Annotated in this window: 19 protein-coding genes; 11 read left to right on the top strand and 8 right to left on the bottom strand. The window is 35.6% G+C overall.

Features of this window, described 5'->3' with window-relative positions; genetic code table 11:
- The first annotated feature begins 53 nt into the window (after positions 1-53).
- On the top strand, positions 54-218 hold the full coding sequence (locus JK139_RS02915; protein ID WP_179852371.1) for a hypothetical protein: 165 nt from the start codon (positions 54-56) through the stop codon (positions 216-218).
- 19 nt (positions 219-237) lie between these two features.
- A complete protein-coding gene (locus tag JK139_RS02910) occupies positions 238-540 on the top strand; it encodes a hypothetical protein (RefSeq protein WP_218330545.1) in 303 nt (100 codons plus the stop codon).
- A 265-nt stretch (positions 541-805) separates the two neighbouring features.
- On the opposite strand, the gene JK139_RS02905 is transcribed toward JK139_RS02910, so the two are convergent.
- Together JK139_RS02905 and JK139_RS02900 are read right to left on the bottom strand one after the other, a co-directional pair.
- Positions 806-1,177, bottom strand: a complete 372-nt coding sequence (locus JK139_RS02905) for a putative zinc-binding protein (protein ID WP_218330544.1) — start codon at positions 1,175-1,177, stop codon at positions 806-808.
- A gap of 82 nt (positions 1,178-1,259) precedes the next feature.
- Positions 1,260-3,602, bottom strand: coding sequence for a nitric-oxide reductase large subunit (locus tag JK139_RS02900; RefSeq protein ID WP_074420363.1), 2,343 nt, complete (start codon positions 3,600-3,602; stop codon positions 1,260-1,262).
- Between the two features lie 638 nt (positions 3,603-4,240).
- On the opposite strand from JK139_RS02900, the gene JK139_RS02895 reads away from it, so the two are divergent.
- From JK139_RS02895 to JK139_RS15810, 3 genes are all read left to right on the top strand, one after another.
- On the top strand, positions 4,241-4,702 hold the full coding sequence (locus tag JK139_RS02895; protein WP_074420369.1) for an RrF2 family transcriptional regulator: 462 nt from the start codon (positions 4,241-4,243) through the stop codon (positions 4,700-4,702).
- 359 nt (positions 4,703-5,061) lie between these two features.
- Positions 5,062-5,199 carry a transcriptional regulator gene (locus JK139_RS15815; protein ID WP_353744826.1) on the top strand — a complete coding sequence of 46 codons (138 nt, stop codon included), beginning with the start codon at positions 5,062-5,064 and terminating at the stop codon, positions 5,197-5,199.
- The gene (locus JK139_RS15810; RefSeq protein WP_353744827.1) at positions 5,196-5,354 is read left to right on the top strand and encodes a transcriptional regulator; all 159 of its coding nucleotides are present in this window, start codon (positions 5,196-5,198) and stop codon (positions 5,352-5,354) included. The genes JK139_RS15815 and JK139_RS15810 overlap by 4 nt, the downstream gene beginning before the upstream one ends.
- A 4-nt stretch (positions 5,355-5,358) precedes the next feature.
- Here JK139_RS15810 and JK139_RS02885 read toward each other — a convergent pair whose 3' ends face one another.
- Both JK139_RS02885 and rsmA read right to left on the bottom strand, forming a co-directional pair.
- The gene (locus JK139_RS02885; protein ID WP_218330543.1) at positions 5,359-6,297 is read right to left on the bottom strand and encodes an NAD(P)-dependent oxidoreductase; all 939 of its coding nucleotides are present in this window, start codon (positions 6,295-6,297) and stop codon (positions 5,359-5,361) included.
- A 38-nt stretch (positions 6,298-6,335) separates the two neighbouring features.
- On the bottom strand, positions 6,336-7,166 hold the full coding sequence (gene rsmA / locus JK139_RS02880; RefSeq protein ID WP_288072612.1) for a 16S rRNA (adenine(1518)-N(6)/adenine(1519)-N(6))-dimethyltransferase RsmA: 831 nt from the start codon (positions 7,164-7,166) through the stop codon (positions 6,336-6,338).
- Between the two features lie 38 nt (positions 7,167-7,204).
- On the opposite strand from rsmA, the gene pdxA reads away from it, so the two are divergent.
- Together pdxA and JK139_RS02870 are read left to right on the top strand one after the other, a co-directional pair.
- Positions 7,205-8,290: a 4-hydroxythreonine-4-phosphate dehydrogenase PdxA gene (gene pdxA / locus JK139_RS02875; protein ID WP_218330542.1), complete on the top strand. Its 1,086-nt coding sequence runs from the start codon at positions 7,205-7,207 to the stop codon at positions 8,288-8,290.
- 15 nt (positions 8,291-8,305) lie between these two features.
- A complete protein-coding gene (locus JK139_RS02870) occupies positions 8,306-9,181 on the top strand; it encodes an aldose 1-epimerase family protein (protein ID WP_218330541.1) in 876 nt (291 codons plus the stop codon).
- Here JK139_RS02870 and JK139_RS02865 read toward each other — a convergent pair.
- The 3 genes from JK139_RS02865 to JK139_RS02855 are packed head-to-tail and all read right to left on the bottom strand — an operon-like array spanning position 9,178 to position 11,751.
- A complete protein-coding gene (locus JK139_RS02865; RefSeq protein ID WP_074421014.1) occupies positions 9,178-9,879 on the bottom strand; it encodes a LolA family protein in 702 nt (233 codons plus the stop codon). The genes JK139_RS02870 and JK139_RS02865 overlap by 4 nt on opposite strands.
- A gap of 46 nt (positions 9,880-9,925) precedes the next feature.
- On the bottom strand, positions 9,926-10,801 hold the full coding sequence (locus JK139_RS02860; protein ID WP_074421013.1) for an ABC transporter permease: 876 nt from the start codon (positions 10,799-10,801) through the stop codon (positions 9,926-9,928).
- Positions 10,802-10,812: 11 nt separating this feature from the next.
- Positions 10,813-11,751 (bottom strand): ABC transporter ATP-binding protein, encoded by a 939-nt coding sequence (locus tag JK139_RS02855; protein WP_074421012.1) that lies wholly within the window; start codon positions 11,749-11,751, stop codon positions 10,813-10,815.
- 235 nt (positions 11,752-11,986) lie between these two features.
- Here JK139_RS02855 and greA point away from each other — a divergent pair, with 235 nt between their 5' ends.
- Entirely contained in the window at positions 11,987-12,454 is a 468-nt protein-coding gene (greA, locus tag JK139_RS02850; RefSeq protein WP_074421011.1) for a transcription elongation factor GreA, read from the top strand.
- A gap of 97 nt (positions 12,455-12,551) precedes the next feature.
- Positions 12,552-12,941, top strand: coding sequence for an HIT family protein (locus JK139_RS02845; protein WP_218330540.1), 390 nt, complete (start codon positions 12,552-12,554; stop codon positions 12,939-12,941).
- 19 nt (positions 12,942-12,960) lie between these two features.
- On the opposite strand, the gene ruvC is transcribed toward JK139_RS02845, so the two are convergent.
- Positions 12,961-13,524, bottom strand: a complete 564-nt coding sequence (gene ruvC / locus JK139_RS02840) for a crossover junction endodeoxyribonuclease RuvC (protein WP_074421009.1) — start codon at positions 13,522-13,524, stop codon at positions 12,961-12,963.
- Positions 13,525-13,776: 252 nt separating this feature from the next.
- On the opposite strand from ruvC, the gene JK139_RS02835 reads away from it, so the two are divergent.
- Together JK139_RS02835 and JK139_RS02830 are read left to right on the top strand one after the other, a co-directional pair.
- Entirely contained in the window at positions 13,777-14,649 is an 873-nt protein-coding gene (locus JK139_RS02835) for a lysylphosphatidylglycerol synthase domain-containing protein (RefSeq protein ID WP_074421008.1), read from the top strand.
- Between the two features lie 107 nt (positions 14,650-14,756).
- Positions 14,757-15,548, top strand: a complete 792-nt coding sequence (locus JK139_RS02830) for a DUF3108 domain-containing protein (protein ID WP_218330539.1) — start codon at positions 14,757-14,759, stop codon at positions 15,546-15,548.
- Positions 15,549-15,552: the final 4 nt, after the last annotated feature.

Genomic DNA, 15,552 nt, shown 5'->3' with positions numbered 1-15,552 from the left:
TTTTAAATTGAGTATATGAAACAAATTATGCATTTTTCATAGCATTTTTGGCTATGGCAGGAACCAACAGCCCAACAAAAACTTCGGGTTTGGTGAAAGATGTGAAAGGTAAACCCATTCATGGCGTAGGCATTACTTTATTGCAAACCTACGATGGTGTTGTAACAGACAGGCAGTCTGGGACAATTTTCGTTCCAAACTTTCAAAAAAGAAGATAAAATTTTTCAAGCCAAAATAATGGGTTATGGATTGAAAGAAGAAAAAATTGTTATTGCCAAAAATGCTCTTGCTGTGGTTTTTGTTTTGAAAGAAGAAGTTTCTGAATTAAAAGCAGTTTCTGTTACAGCAGGTAGTTTTGCTGCCGGCGATAAAAAGCGGGTGGCAACTGTATTAAGTGCGTTGGATATGTACACTACGGGCGGTGTCACTGCCGATGTTACGGCAGCCATTAAAATATTGCCGGTTGCCCAACAGGTAGACGAACAGGAAGGCCTTTTTGTACGGGGTGGCGAAGGCTATGAAACCAAGCAAATAAAATAGATGGTTTTGTGGTGAACAACCCCTATTATGCCAGCTCACCGGGTATTGCCGGCAGAGGGCGTTTTGCACCTTCTTTATTTCAAGGTAATATATTCAGCACCGGCGGTTATTCGGCTATTTACGGGCAGGTATTATCATCAGTATTTCCTCTAATTACTTTTAAGCGTTACTTCTTTCATAATTTTACTCCAGCTTTCACAAGCAGTTGATTTTTAAGTGAATTTCAAAAAACAGATACTGTTTATTTATTTTTCACAAGAATAATTTACTGTTGTTTATGGATGAGAATTTCAATTTGTTTTAAAATTTTGTTAGCATCTTTCATATCAAAATCTTCATGCAATTTTTTGGGAACGCCCATGCAGGACAAATCGATGTGGACATCAGGCGTTACTGAATGATTACCCAAACATGCTTTTGAGCATGCCAGTGGGCAACCATCTATTACAATAATTTTTCTTCCGGAAGTAGCTGTACGTACAAGATTCTTTACGTTACCTCCAACTCCGGCAATGCATGACATTTCTGCAATATTCATCCTGTCAAGCTGAACAGCAATATAATTTGCCATTTGCGCAGCACTGGAACAGCCAGAGCAGGAATACAACAGTGGTTTATAACCAGTTCTTGTTTTCATAGTGCGAAAAATATTTTTTAAAGCGATAATTTTTCATAAGTCCGATTAAAAATGCAATTACCGGATACTAATTATTTTAATATTAAGCCAATATCGTTGCAATATTTTCATCAGTTTTTGATTGTATTGTATCATTATTCTCATCTTTTTTTAACCCTTTTCTTCTACTGGTTATAAACCAAACAAGTGGTATCACGCCACCTACAGTAAAAATGGAACCACCAACAATACGCAGCCAAGTGAGCGTTTGAAAACCGCTGCTTTCTATAAATGCACTGCTACGGGCATACCATAGTCCTTGTTCTGTTGCTGTTTTAAACTGGTAAATACCTGCAGGAAATAAATCAAGTAATACCATTAGTAACAAACCGATATTAATGGACCAGAATACTGTTTTAATGAGTTTTGGTTTCCACCAATCGGCCTTAAATAATAACTGGCAACAAAATAAAACAGCAGCTACTGCAAGATTGCCATAAACACCCATTAATGCAGCATGGCCATGATTAACGGTTAAATAAGTTCCATGCTCATAATAATTGGCAATAGGAAGATTGATAATAAATCCCAGAACACCTGCTCCAAAAAAATTCCAGAAATTAACAGCTACCAAAAACAGGAACACTTCAGAAAATCCAAAACATTTATTCAAATCTCCATTTATCCGATTATTCGTTTCCAGCAGTTTTGGGAGTTTGCTGAAACGCCATGCTTCTAATGTGAGCAGCACTAAAGGTATTACTTGCAATGTTGAAAACACTGAGCCAAGAGCCATTGTGAAAACCGGCTTAGCATTCCAGTAAAAATTATGTGAAATACCCAGCAAACCAGAACCAAGAAATAATAAGGTTGCTAAATAGATAACACGAATCACAGCCTGCCTGCTTACCAATCCCATCAATACCATAAAGTACCCAATCAGCACTGTGGTGAACACTTCAAAAAAAGCTTCGGCCCACATGTGCACTACCATCCATCTCCAGAAATCAGCAATCACAAAATTGGTTTTGGGTGTTGCAATAAAGCCGGAGATCAATAATAAAATTATACTGAATGTGGCATATACTAACCAGTTAGGTAAAGCCCATGGCTGCTTTAATTTCATAGTGGGTTTAATTCCTCTGTAAATGGTTACTGCCCAGATAATGAATACTACACCCAGTATAATCTGCCATAATTTTCCAAGTTCAACATACTCCCATCCCTGGTTTCCCAGCAAATACCAGTTTTTCCCGGCAAGACCTTTCGGCCCAAGCAACATACCGACAAAGGAACCTCCCACCAGCAATACCGTAAGCCAGAAAATAGTATTAATAAGTGTAACCTGTTTTTTTGATTGATTGGGTGATACAAATGACATCATAAAAAATGACGCGCCAATCCAGCAGATTGATATCCATAGAATGGATAATTGTACATGCCAACTTCTTGTTACAGTAATTGGCAATGCTTCGGAAATATTGAATCCGAAAAAATTTATAAAACCTAAAAAATAATGTACGGTTAAAATACCTGCCAAAACCTGCACAGCAAAAAGTATTATGGCAACATAAAAAAATTTGTAGGTATTTTTTTGAATGGCATCCGGTTGAAACTTTTGTATATCACCTTTTGTCATAAAAGGCTCTGCCTTTTTTGTATAAACATCATCACCCAGCTTATCCAGCTTGCCATGATAAAACAATACGATACCCAACCCAAATATCAACCCCAATGAACCGATAATACTCCATAAAATAATCGTAGCACTCGGTGTATTTCCTGCTGTAGGATCGTAAGGCCAGTTATGTGTATAGCTGTAATGTTCTCCCGGCCTTTCTACGCCACAAACCCATGAACCCCAAAAGAAAAAGGCTGTTAACGACCTTATTTCATTTTCATCCGAAATGTAACCATCTGGTTTAAATGCTCCGGAGGAAGAGGGATTTGTGAATTTTTGGTGATAATATTTTATTAATTCTCTGATTGCAAAAACTTGTGCATCGGAAAGTGTTACACTGTTGTTGTCTTTACTATAATGATTGCTTTTAATTTCTGCTTTTACCTGTTCTGCCACCCCCTTTTTAAGCAAATTGCTATTTGCTCCGGCTTTCAACCGGGATAGATAATAGTCATTCATGTATTGAGAAACATAATGTAAGGCTTCTGCTGTATAGTCTGGGCCACGGTTGGCACCATCACCAAACATACTGCCATATTCCATCAGTGCATATTTTTGAAATAATGCCTGACCTTTTAACACATCCTCCTTTGAAAAAACAGTTTCATTCTTGGCTGAAACATAGTTTGGAATAGGGGGTGCTTCTGTGTAAGTATGTAGCCCAATCATGGTTACGCCTGCTATACTAATTACAAAAATTACTAGTAATGGCAGCCACCAGTTTTTGGGATTAAGCAGGTATCTGATGAAATTATTTTTTGCCATAAATAAATATTTATCGACAAATATAGTAATTAAGGATTAATTTGTCCTTAATTATTTGAATTTATTATTTTCAAAAGTGCCGACTAAAAACTATCCGGTGTTTGAGGACTGGTATCTCAGGCAGGTATATATTATGTTACAAATAATAAAAATTATTAATATTTTATTTCGAACTGGCACATGCCATTGATATTGATGGGTTATACAGGTGTCTGTAAAAAATATGCACTGCCTTTCTTACAAATTATAGGTTACTGTTTCAGGGAATTCACCCAAAGATGAGTATATTCCGATACCGGGCTTTGTTTTTGATTTTAAGGAACTAAAACAATTGATAACTGAATACATTCTCAGGATGATTGACCATAACTTGGGTTATCTAAAAAATTACATAGCAAGGCACCTTCCTATTCATTCTCAGAAAAATTTGATTATACCGAAAATTTAATACATTGTAAAAAATACATGTATTTACAAAAAAATTTTATTTTGAATATTTCCATCTATTACTATAGTGATTGAACTAAAATTAGTAGAAACAAAAGATTCATTTGCAAGTTGCAAGATAAGATGGATTGATACCACAACTTTACGCAGTTACTAAAATAAAATGTAATTTTCTTTTTAAAATCAATTTCATGTTTTCAAAAGCAACAGAATATGCATTAAGAGCAACGATATACATTGCACAAAAAGGCACAGTGGAAAACAAAATCGTAATTGGAGAAATTTCTAAGGCCATTGATGCGCCTCAATCATTTACCGCTAAAATATTACAGGCACTTAGAAAGGACAATAAAATCATCCGATCTGTCAGTGGACCTAACGGCGGATTTTTTATGACTGAAAAAGCGAAAAAACTGCCGGTTCGCACCATCCTTAAGGCAATGGGAGAAGATGAAGTGCTGGATAAATGTGTGTTAGGTTTGGATAAATGTTCTGAGACACAACCTTGCCCTATGCATTCGAAATATAAAATAATAAAAGAACAGTTGATAGCATTATTTGAAACTAAAACTATTCAGCAACTGGCAGATGATATAAAGAATGGTGATGTGTTTATCAATAATAAGGATAAACAGAAATTGAAGTTAAAATAACTGTTATTTCTGTAGCAGAACTGACTAATAAAGTAATCAAAACCCATTCTAATTTTTTCCATAATGAGGCTTTTGCGCCAATTGTTGTGTTTAATAGTATTGTTTTTGAAGCATCTGTTTTTTAATGAGGTGCATTTGTGCGTAATTAATATGGCAATCATTTGCAGCCAATCCAAGAAAGATTTATCAGAAAATTTAAGCCCATGTTCTTGGGTGGTTTGCTTTGTATAATTTGTTTTGTCGCCTCCTGTTTTTTTAATACTACTTTCGATTTTTTATTACAAACCATTGCAGTTGTTTTTAGTTGGTTAATTCCTGGAATATTATTGCGTAATGATATTTAAAGCAGCCGGCCATTCATGTTTAAAGAGTTGGATCCAATATTGTATTCTCAATTAAGACTTGCGGTGATGAGTTTGTTAATTACTGTGCAGGAAGCTGATTTTTATTTTATTAAAGAAAAAACAAATGCAACTGCGGATAACTTGTCGGTATAAATTTAAAAATTAAAAGAAGCCGGCTATGTAGAAGTAGAAAAAAATTCAGTAATAATTATCCTTTAACCATTTGTAAAATAACTCCCAAAGGTATTGAAGCCTTTGAAGCCTATGTAAAAGTGTTGCAGGAATATTTAAATGCCGGAAAAAAGTAATCCATCATTTTTGCGAGGCAAAGCCTAATTTTTCTAATACTACTTTTGCCATTTTGTACAATGCTTCATGGCTGTAGCCCGCAATATGCGGCGTAATGAGTACATTCGGTTGCTGCATTAACCAGTTTAACTGTTCTTTTTCAGTAGTTGTGTATTGGTCTAACTGTTCATTCTCTAATACATCTAAACCGGCAGCTTTAATTCTTTTATTGCTCAATGCATGGATTAAAGCATTGGTATCAGTTACTTTTCCTCTGCAAAGGTTCAGAAAATAAGGTGTTCTTTCCAAGGCATTGAAAAATGATGTATTGGCCAAATGACGTGTTTCTGATGTAAGTGGCACATGCAGGCTGATTACATCGGCATAGCGTTGAATTTGTTCAATGTTTGCTTCATGTATGTATCCTTTTGCAAAATCAGATTTGTATTTGTCATAAGCCAAAACGGTAACATTAAATGATGCTAAAATTTTCGCAAAGGCACTACCGTTATTTCCAAACCCGATAATACCGATTGTTTTGCCAAAAAGTTCTTCACCACGGTTCGCATCTCTTAGCCATTTGCCTTCCTTTACTTCCAAATAGCTTTTGGTAATGTGGTTCATTAAGTTCAGCAACATACCCAGACCATGTTCTGCCACAGCATTTCTGTTGCCTTCGGGACTGCTTACACATGCAATGTTTTTGCTTTCTGCATAAGCCACATCTATCATTTCCATACCACTGCCTAAGCGGCCAATCCATTTTAAATTACGGGCTTTATCCAGCATCGCTTTATCAATCAATAACTTGGTGGTTACAATCAATCCTGTTGCATTTTCAATAATTGCAAACAATTCGTTGTATTGTATACCCGGTTGGTATAGTACTTCAAAGCCCTTTTTTTCAAATGTTTCCATTAAAACAGGGTGGCATTTAGCGGTAATAATAACTTGTTGTTTCATGTCCAAAACATTGACGCAATGGCATCTACTATTTTTTATTAATTTAATTTCATTTTAAAAGTCAGCATTGCAAAATCATCTGCACCTAATTGTTCTGCCCTTTTACTAAATATTTCATCTTGTAATACTGTTGTTTCAAATAAATTTTTTACGGCATTGCGTAACATTTTTCTGCGTTGGTTAAATGCAGTTTTCACCAATAAAAAAAAGTATTTCTCGCTATGCATGGGTACTACATGCTCATTTTTTGTTAGCCGGATAACCCCGCTCATTACTTTTGGTGGTGGTTTAAAAGCAGTTGGCTCTACATCAAACAAATATTCTACTTTGTAAAATGCCTGTATTAATACACTTAAAATACCATAGGCTTTACTATTGGGTTTGGCAGCTATGCGCTGTGCTACTTCTTTTTGAAACATGCCAATTACGAATGGAACCTGTGTTTTCCATTCTAAAATTTTAAACAGAATTTGCGAAGAAATGTTGTAAGGAAAATTGCCAATTACGGTAAAATGGGTGGTAAAAGGGGCATCCATTTCCAGCATATCGGTATGGATAATATTATTTTTTAAATTTGGATATGTTTTTTTCAGATAGGTAACTTTTTCCGTATCTATTTCAACGGCCTTCAAATCAATATTGGGAATTTGTAATAAATATTTGGTTAAGGCACCACCACCCGGGCCTACTTCTAGTAAATGGCTGAGCGGAAGTTCCTGCAATGCCGCTGCTATTTTTTTACAAATAGATTCATTGATTAAAAAATGTTGACCTAACGATTTTTTTAATTGGTATTCCATTGCTGCAAAAATAACCATTTGTAGAGGCTGATATTCTGTTTCAGTTAAGTATTTGTATGGTACTTTCACACACTATTCTCCTTAACTTTACCTTTTAATGTTTTATTATGAGCAATGAACTGCTAAAACCTGTTATAGGCATTACTTCCGGCGATTTAAATGGTATTGGTATTGAATTAATTATTAAATCGCTATCTGACCATCGTATACTTGATATCTGTATTCCGGTGGTTTTTTCGGGCAACAAGAGTATTAATTTTTACAGAAAAAGTTTACCAGACTATAACTTTACTTACAATAGCACCAAAGATTTTTCTAAATTAAGCCATAAGCAGGTTAATTTATTCAGTTGTTGGGAAGAAGAAGTAGCAATTCAGCCCGGTGTGTTAAATGCCACAGGTGGCGAGTATGCTTTACGTTCGCTTGAAGTGGCGGTTAAAGCATTGAAGGATGGGAATATTCATGGCTTGGTTACAGCCCCCATTCATAAAAAAAATATACAATCTGAAACTTTTCAGTATACCGGGCATACACCTTATTTGAAAGCTCAGTTTCAGGCAGATGATGTAGTAATGATGATGGTTGCCGAAAATATGCGTGTGGCAGTTGTTACAGAACATATTCCCGTAAAAGAAATTGCAGGACTGATTACCAGGGAAAATATTTTAAGAAAAATTAAAATTATGCACCAAAGCCTGCAAACTGATTTTGGAATAGAAAAGCCACGTATTGCTGTTTTAGGTTTAAATCCACATGCAGGCGATGAAGGCTTAATAGGAACAGAAGAGGAAACCATTATAAAACCTGCCATTAAAGATGCCAAACACAATATGTTGGTTTTTGGGCCTTATAGTGCTGATGCATTTTTTGCAAGAGCACAATACAATCAGTTTGATGCTGTATTGGCCATGTATCACGATCAGGGTCTAATCCCTTTTAAATCATTGGCCTTAGGTGAAGGCATCAATTATACAGCAGGATTGCCTGCTGTAAGAACAAGCCCCGACCACGGTACGGCATTTGACATTGCAGGAAAAGGAAAAGCAGACCATACTTCATTTATTGCTGCCATTTTTGAAGCCATAGATATTATTAGAACCAGACAGGGTTATAAAGATGCCCGTGCTAATCCTATGAAAAAAATGAGCGCACGAATTTTAGCCAATGCGGTAGATGAAAAAGTAGAAGAATAATTTTAACCAACTGATATGGCTGTTTATACCATTGCCAGTTCAACCATGCTGGTGCAAATTGCCGACAAAGGTGCTGAGTTACAGCGCATCTTCCATACAACAACAGGATTAGAATATTTATGGAATGGCAATCCAACATACTGGGCTAAAAAAAGTCCCGTATTATTTCCCATTGTAGGCGGTTTAAAACAAAATACTTATTATTTTAATAACAAAGCCTATCATTTAAGCAGGCATGGTTTTGCAAGAGATATGGTTTTTACGGTGCAAAAACATACTGACAATTCGATTCAGTTCATATTAACCAATTCTATTGAAACTTTACAGGTTTATCCATTTCGGTTTCATTTCTCCATTACTTATACCATCAGTAACAATATACTTACCGTTGAGTATATCGTTGAGAATACAGATTCATATGATATGTATTTCTCTTTAGGTGCACATCCGGCATTTGCAGTACCCCTTACTACCGATACAGTTTATGAAGATTATTTTTTACAATTTAATCAAGTTGAAAATATGGGTATTTGGCCGTTAACGGATGATGGCTTGTTGCACGAAGATCCGGTGCCTTTTTTAAAGAATAGTAATACTATTGCATTACACAAATCGTTGTTCTATAAAGATGCATTGGTATTTAAACACCTGGTTTCTAACAGCGTTCAATTATGCAACACAAAAAACAAACATGGTATTACCTTACAATTTCCTGATTTTCCATACTTAGGAATTTGGGCTGCCAAAGATGCTGATTTTGTTTGTATAGAACCATGGTGCGGGGTTGCCGACAGTGAAAATACCCATCAGCAACTGATTCAAAAAGAAGGGATATATGTATTAGCGCCACATTCAAAATTTAATCGTACCTGGTCGTTAAAAATATATTAATTATTGAATATACCTTGCGGTAAGCCTTTATTAATGGTGTATGAAGCATAATCAATTTCAACCTTTCCATTTTTTTGTTGCATTTTTTTCCTGTCTGTATCAGTAAGTGGTTCATCCATTTCTAAAGTAACACCCTTGGGTATTTTATAATTTTGAGTGTTGAAAGTAAAAATCACTTTATCCGGTAAGCCCAAATTACTGTATCGGCCATATTGCATATTAATTTGGTAAGTACCATTTTCTTTAGTTGTGGTAATAGCTTTTCTAATCAGCAGGTTTTTTTCATCTATGTATAAAGTGGTTAAAACAATATCATTATTTTCATTCATAGGTAACAGCTTTACTATTCTCGTTGGAAAGCCATCTGTTACGGTATTACCGGCAAATAGTGCCACATAACTTTTAGTAGCCATAATTGCATTCATGTTTACAGTAACGCCACCCTTGGGTAAAATTGAAATACCGCCTTCACGAATCAATCGAAAATAATCGGGCTGTTTGTAATAAATTTTTACAGTGCCCACCGGTGCTTTAATAAAAGCTACATCTGTCTTCATGCGGCCGGTAGCAACATAATCATGCACCTGGTCTAACTTTTGTTTTACTTTTTCAATTAATGCTGTTTCATCTTGTGCGGCACTATACTGTACATGCATCAATGCAAGTAACAATGCACATAGAATTTTTATTCCCTTCATTCCAATTTATTTTCGATGTTCAAAAAAAACGATTTGTACTGTTTGGTTAGGTTAATATATCCTTCCTTTTAAAAACAAATATAGCCACACCTACAAACAGCACAATATGCGCTGCCAATATCCATGCCGATTGAATAATTTGCTTTTTGTTTTGCAGCGTACCTTTTAATGCGGTATTATCGGTATTTACTTTTAAATCAAAATACTCCTTCCAGGCAACCATGTGGGTTGTAAATAAATAAGGTTGAATTTTTTGAAAAATAGGAATACTCATGGTGCTTAAAATAGTAAAGAATATAATAATGCTGATGGTAGCTACAATAGGCCCAATTGAGTTTTCTGCAAATACCGATAATAAAAAACTTAAAGCCGCCACCGTTAGCATAGCCAATAAAGCAAATCCAAATGCACCAACATAGCGCCAAAAAACATCATCTTTACTCATTTGCACTAAGTAACGGGTTTTTTGTATAATTAAATCATCGGTGCCAAACAGCCATATACTAACAAAAAGTGCTAAAACAGCCATCCAAACCAATAATAAAAATGTGTAAATAGCTGCTGCAATAAATTTTGCCATCATTATTTCGTATCTGCTTACAGGTTGGGTAAGCATGAGCCGTAAAGTACCAATATTGGCTTCGCCACTAACCATATCTGCAGCAACCAAGGCAATTAAAAGGGGCACGTGTACCAATAACAATTGCAGAATAATATAACATACCAAATAACCATTGAGTAGTTTACCATCAAAAGTAAATGACTGTTCTACATTGCTCATTACAAAATTAACATAAGCATCGCCATCTAATTTTAAACCCAGTTGTATAATGCCAATTAATCCTGCAATGGCTATAAAAGCAATATAGGTTCTGGGGCGTTTAAAAATTTTATAAAGTTCTACCTGTAGTAGTGTAAACATTCAACAAAATATTAATGGTTTAAAATAAGTGTATCTGTATTGCTATTGGCGGTAACCTGTAAAAAATAATCTTCTAAACTATGTCTGGGTTGTAACATTAAAAGTTGAATATTCAGATTGAATAATGCTCTGTTAAAATCGGGAATTTGGTCATGATGCATTTTTAAAAATATATTGGGCCCTCTGTTCAATTGAAGATGGGGTTGCCATTTTGAAGCTTTTAAAATTGCTAAAGAAGCAATATTGTTGGTGGTTTCTATTTCTACAATGGTTTCAGCAGGATTAAATAAAGCTGCGGCACTGTCGGCAATAATTTTTTTGCCTTTATCAATAATCAGAATATGTGTGGCCATCTGCTCAATCTCGCTCAATAAATGTGATGAAAGCAATATGGTTTTTTGTTGTTCTTTGCTGAGTTGCACAATTAAGCGCCTGATGTCTGCAATACCCTGTGGGTCTAATCCGTTGGTAGGTTCATCCAGAATAATGAGTGAAGGATTGTGAATTAAAGCAATGCCAATTCCCAGCCTTTGTTTCATTCCCTGCGAAAAAGTCTTTACTTTATTTTTTGCTCTGTCTGCCAAACCAACCTGTTCCAATTGGTTCATTAACTGCAAATGGGTAGGATGCATGCCATTTAAACAGGCAAACATTTTTAAGTTATCATAGGCCGATAAATAACCATATAAATCGGGTCTTTCAATAATGGCGCCAATATTTTTGAAAATTTTCTTGCGGTGTTGTTGCAATGGAAGACCAAAAAAACGGATATTACCTTCGGTAGGTGTAATGAGCGATAGCAGCATGCGGATAGTAGTGCTTTTCCCGGCTCCATTTTGGCCTAAAAATCCGTAAACCGAACCGGCGGGTACGGTAAAAGAAAGGTCATTGACTGCTACAATATCTCCAAATTGTTTGGATAGGTTTTGTACCTGAATAATGGGTTCCATGTGGTTCAATAACAACAAATGTAGCAGATGGTTGTTAATACGTAAGATAACTTGCTGATTTTTTAACAGAGCTAAATAATAAAGGCCCCTTCAGTAAAATATGCAATAGGGTATAAAGCTGTAAATTTTATAATTAGCTTACTTTTTTAAATTAGAATGCTTAATTTTGTGATTACTGCAACGCTACAGGAATATGTGGCGTTGTATTTTTTTATGTCTGCTAAAAACGTTGGCTATGAGTGAATATGTAACTAAAGAGACTTTTGAAAAAATGCGGGAAGAATTGCAACGCATGAAAACCGTTGATCGTCCGGCTGCAGCCAGGGCAATTGCTGAAGCTCGTGAAAAGGGTGATTTAAAAGAAAACGCAGAATATGATTCTGCAAAAGAAGCACAAGGAATGCTGGAAGCCAGAATTAAACAATTAGAGGGGATTATTGCGAACTCAAAAATAGTAGATCCCGAAACCATTGATACCAGCAGGGTAGCCGTTTTAACCAAAGTTACCGTTGTAAATATGGCCACTAAAAAAACATTTACTTATCAAATTGTTGGTGAAAAGGAAGCTAATTTAAAAGAGGGTAAAATTTCGGCCAGTTCCCCAATTGGGAAGGGCTTATTGGGCAAAGCAGTTGGTGAAGTTGCTGAAATACAGGCGCCTGCCGGCATGATTAAATTTAAGGTTGAAAATATTACGATTTAATTTTTCCGATTCAAATAAAAGCCTCATTTGCATTTTTTGTGAATGAGGCTTTTTAGCTTTGTAACGTGTGTTTTTATTCAACCCTTAATTTAATTTTATGACGATATTTTCAAAAATTATCCGTGGCAATATTCCTTCCTACCGCATTGCAGAGAACGATCAATTCTATGCCTTTTTAGATATTTTCCCTTTCACAAAAGGCCATACGCTGGTAATTCCAAAAATAGAAACTGATAAGCTTTTTGAATTGCCATCTCAGTATTTAGCGGGCATTTTACCTTTTGCACAGCCTATTGCACAGGCCATTCAAAAAGCCTATCCATGTAACCGTGTAAACATACTTACATTGGGTTTTGAAGTACCCCATGCACATCTTCATTTAATACCGATGGATGGCATGCAGGATGTACATTTGCTCAACAAAAAATTGCGATTAACACAAGAGGAATTGGCAGAAGTGCAACAAAATATATTACAATATTTATAGGAACGGGCTGAATGAAGTGCTATTGGGTTTTCTTTTTCTTCTCCTGCTGTTGAATGTAATCAGCCCAATTTTTAAATCCTTTTTGTGTCTGCCCCAATATACTATTGGTTTGGTAATAGTGGCACAATGCCACACTTAAAGCATCGGAAGCATCAAAATATTTTGGTTTTGTTTCAATGTGCAAAATCTGCTGCAGCATTTTCCATACCTGCTCCTTATCGGCATTACCGTTTCCTGTAATAGATTGTTTTACTTTTTTGGGAGAATATTCTGTTACAGGTATTTTATACTGCATGGCAGCTGCAATAGCCACACCCTGGGCCCTGCCCAATTTTAGCATGCTTTGTATATTTTTGCCAAAGAAAGGCGCCTCAATGGCAAAGGAATGGGGTTTGTACGTGCTGATTAAGCTGCAAATTTTTGTATGAATTTTTTCTAATCTTTCATAAATGTCATCATACTTTGTTAAACTAAGTACATCCATCGTGATTAATACCAGCTGGTTATTTTGTACAGCCAGTAAGGCATACCCCATTAACTGCGAGCCCGGGTCTATTCCTAAAATTATATTTTTTTTATGCATGTAATTGGTGTTGGTGTTACAATCTTCCTGTCTTTATCCCTATGAATGAATTAAAATGTTAGGTGAATGTATGTAATTCAACCCATGGGTTTCTAAATATGGTTTATTCCCTATTACTTTGCTGCTAAATTATTCGTTCTGAACAAGCGGTTTAAAATATTTATCAATTATTTTCTGGGGCCGGTATTATTTATCTGGTTAGTTTTTTCTATTTATCATCAAATTCAGCATCAAAAAAATATAGAGGGGGCCTTGCAGGTATTATGGATTTCTTTAACCGGAACAGAATGGTGGAAGTTGGTGGCTGTTTTGTTGTTGATGCTGGTAAATTGGGGTATTGAAGCTAAAAAATGGCAGTTTCTATTACAAACCATTCAGGTAATTGGTTATACAAAAGCATTTAAAGCGGTTTTAACAGGGCAGGCATTTGCCATCAATTCGCCCAATAATGTGGGTGAATATGTAGGTAGAATGATGTATTTAGATGAAGGAAACAGGTTGCGGTCAGTTGCTTTAAACATGGTAGCCAGTATAAGTCAGTTAGTCATCACCTTTATAGCCGGCATTGCAGCTTGGCTGTATTTAAAGCATATTGGAATAGAAGCACTGAGCAAACTTTCTGATGCTGTGCAGTATTGGTTACAGAATATGTTATGGGTAATCGTACTGTTTACAGTAGTACTGGTATTTGTTTATTATAACTTATCCGGCATAACAAAGTTGATAGAAAAATTGTCTCTTGTAAAAAAATACAGTTATTTTTTTACAAATATTGCCACTTTAAATTGGAAGGAATTAACAACAGTTTTAATTTTTTCCGCTCTTCGTTTTGTAATTTTCCTTTTGCAATATGTGCTGATGTTACAGGTTTGTGGCGTTCATGAAAATGTGCTGGTATTGGTATGTATTACGGCAGTGTTTTTTTTGGCATTGGCTATTGTGCCTACCATTGCTTTGGCCGAGGTAGGCATTCGTGGCGCATTGAGTTTACAATTATTTGGTTTGGTTAGCAGCAATATGCTAGGTATATTGTTTGCGGCTACCGGTATTTGGTTGATTAATCGAATTATTCCGGCTTCGGCAGGCAGTATGTTGGTACTGCGTATTAAATTATTTAAAAAATAAATGTACATTGAAGAAAATGTGTCAAAAAAATTGCAACCTTTCATTCAAATGGCTGTAATTGTAAAGAACACGAATCATTGATTTTATATTTAGCTGAAGATAATCGCATGAAAAAAATAGTTATTTTATTGTTTACGTTGGCTACCTCTTTCCCATTATGGGCAGGGGAAGAATCCTGCGGTGTACGTAATTATGCTTTTGAAAATGGTGAAAGTATTTCTTATACCATTTTTTATTCTGTAATTGGGGTATATGTAAATGCAGGTACTGCCAACTTTACTACTGCATTAGAGAAGTTAAATAATAAAGATGTGTACCATGTAGTGGGTACCGGTAGTTCAAACCCTAGTTACGACTGGATTTTTAAGGTGCGCGACCGCTACGAAACTTATTTTGACACAGCAACGCTACAGCCGTATAAATTTATCAGAAATGTGGATGAGGGTGGATATAAAACTTATGAAAGCGTAACATTTAACCAGCAAACCAATATTGCCATTACAACCAAGGGTGTTTATAAAGTACCATCCTGTATTCAGGATGTGTTAAGTTCAATTTACTATGCCCGTAATATTGATTTCAGCGGGTATAAAGTAGATGATAAAATTCCTTTTGATATGTTTTTAGACAATCAGGTTTATCCATTATATATCAGGTATTTAGGTAAAGAAGTAATTAAAACCAAATATGGAAAATTCAGAGCCATTAAATTCAGGCCATTATTGGTAAAAGGAACCATTTTTACCGGTGGTGAAAAAATGAATGTGTGGGTTTCAGACGATCCCAATCATATTCCTTTGCGCATTGAAAGCCCCATTGTAGTGGGTAGTGTGAAGGTAGATATGATGCAATACCGTAATTTACGGTACCCATTAACATCCATGCTGTCTTTCCATTAATGTT

It is taken from the genome of Hydrotalea lipotrueae, assembly GCF_019249625.1.
Taxonomy (GTDB): domain Bacteria; phylum Bacteroidota; class Bacteroidia; order Chitinophagales; family Chitinophagaceae; genus Hydrotalea; species Hydrotalea flava.
This window is presented reverse-complemented; position numbering and strand designations above follow the sequence as displayed.